2 protein-coding genes and 1 pseudogene are annotated in these 1478 nt (G+C 66.5%); all 3 read left to right on the forward strand.

The window, feature by feature from the left end; all coding sequences use genetic code 11:
- Nucleotides 1–209: pseudogene (locus GPA_RS18680) on the forward strand (ATP-binding protein); the annotation flags it as partial.
- Between the two features lie 171 nt (nt 210–380).
- On the forward strand, nt 381–737 hold the full coding sequence (locus GPA_RS01695) for a stage V sporulation protein S (protein WP_015538757.1): 357 nt from the start codon (nt 381–383) through the stop codon (nt 735–737).
- Nucleotides 738–745: 8 nt separating this feature from the next.
- Nucleotides 746–1478 (forward strand): radical SAM protein (locus tag GPA_RS01700; RefSeq protein WP_041238778.1); only part of this gene is annotated, 733 nt, incomplete at its 3' end.

Raw genomic sequence — 1478 nt, forward strand, 5'->3', positions numbered from 1 at the left:
CAGCCCCGCGCACCGCCGCCCCGTGTGCCTCCCAGGACGCACGGGGTCTCAAGCTGGCCCGCGAGGATCTGGACGACTTCGCTGGCCGGGTGGCCGCTGCCTACCGCGACGTCGCTCAACGCTACTACCTGGAGCCCGACGTGCAGCCCGAGGTGCGCGTGGGCAAGGACGGCATCCGCATCCATATCCCCGTGAGCAAGCTCCGCTAAGTTCCGCATAAGCTGCGCCATCTGGTCGGCGTACTGCCATATCCGCAGGTTGCGCGCCATACCATTAATAGCTAGAATAACAATACCTAGAAATGCGGCGCCCGCGCGCCGCGCGCATATTGAACGTACGCCAAACGCACGAGCAACGTACTCAAACGACGAAGGATATGCATGACCGCACCCGAGCACAAGCCGGAGATCGGCTGCCTGAAGGTTTCATCGAAATCGTCGCCTGCTTCCGTGGCCGGGGCCATCGCCGGCATGGTGAAGGACGGCGTGGGCGTGGAGATACAGGCTGTCGGGGCCGGAGCGGTGAACCAGGCCGTTAAGGCCATCGCCATCTCGCGCGGCTTCCTCTCGCCCGTGGGCATCGAGATCGCCTGCGTGCCCTCCTTTGCGGACATCGTCATCGAAGGCGAGTACCGCACGGCCATTCGCTTCGCAGTCGAGCCGCGCTACACGCGCGGCGTGTCCATGCCTGTTGTCGACGGGGAAGCGGAAGCCCACCCGTCCGACCTTGCACACTGAGGATACCCATGCACACCCATACCCCTTTCACGAACCTCGCGTTCTGCATCCGCACGTTCGGCTGCCAGATGAACAAGCACGATTCCGAGCGCGTCGCCGGCATGCTCGAGGGCCTGGGCGCGCTGCCCGTCGATGCCATCGAGGACGCCGACCTTGTCGTGTTCATGACGTGCTGCGTGCGCGAAGCCGCCGACACGCGCCTCTACGGCCAGGTGGCCTCGCTCAAGAACACGCCGCTGCGCGCCGACACCCCGCTGTCGAAACGCGTCGTGGCCGTGGGCGGCTGCATCGGGCAGCGCGACGGGCAGAAACTCGTTGACGAGCTGCCGCATTTGGACGTGGTGTTCGGCACGCACAACCTGGGCTCGCTGCCGCGGCTGCTCGAGGAGGCGCTCGACGAGGGCGGGCACCACGTGGAGGTGCTCGACGCCGGCTCTTCGTTCGCCTCCGAGCTGCCGACCGCGCGCGAGCACGCATGGGCCGCCTGGCTTCCCATCGCGCAGGGCTGCAACAACTTCTGCTCGTACTGCATCGTGCCCTACGTGCGCGGCCGCGAGAAGTCCCGCCCGCTCGAGGATATCGTGGCCGAGGCGGAGGGTTACGTGGCCGCCGGAGTGAAGGAGATCATCCTTCTGGGCCAGAACGTGAACTCCTACGGTCGCGACCTGTACGGCTCGCCCCGCTTCGCGGCCGTGCTCGATGCGCTCGACGCCACGGGCATCGAGCGCTTGCGCTTCGCGA

Source organism: Gordonibacter pamelaeae 7-10-1-b (genome assembly GCF_000210055.1).
In the GTDB taxonomy this organism is placed as follows: Bacteria; Actinomycetota; Coriobacteriia; order Coriobacteriales; family Eggerthellaceae; genus Gordonibacter; species Gordonibacter pamelaeae.

What these genes read in the sequence shown, in the direction of transcription:
- GPA_RS01695 (WP_015538757.1), top strand. Translation starts at nt 381, where the DNA reads ATGACCGCACCCGAGCACAAGCCGGAGATCGGCTGCCTGAAGGTTTCA.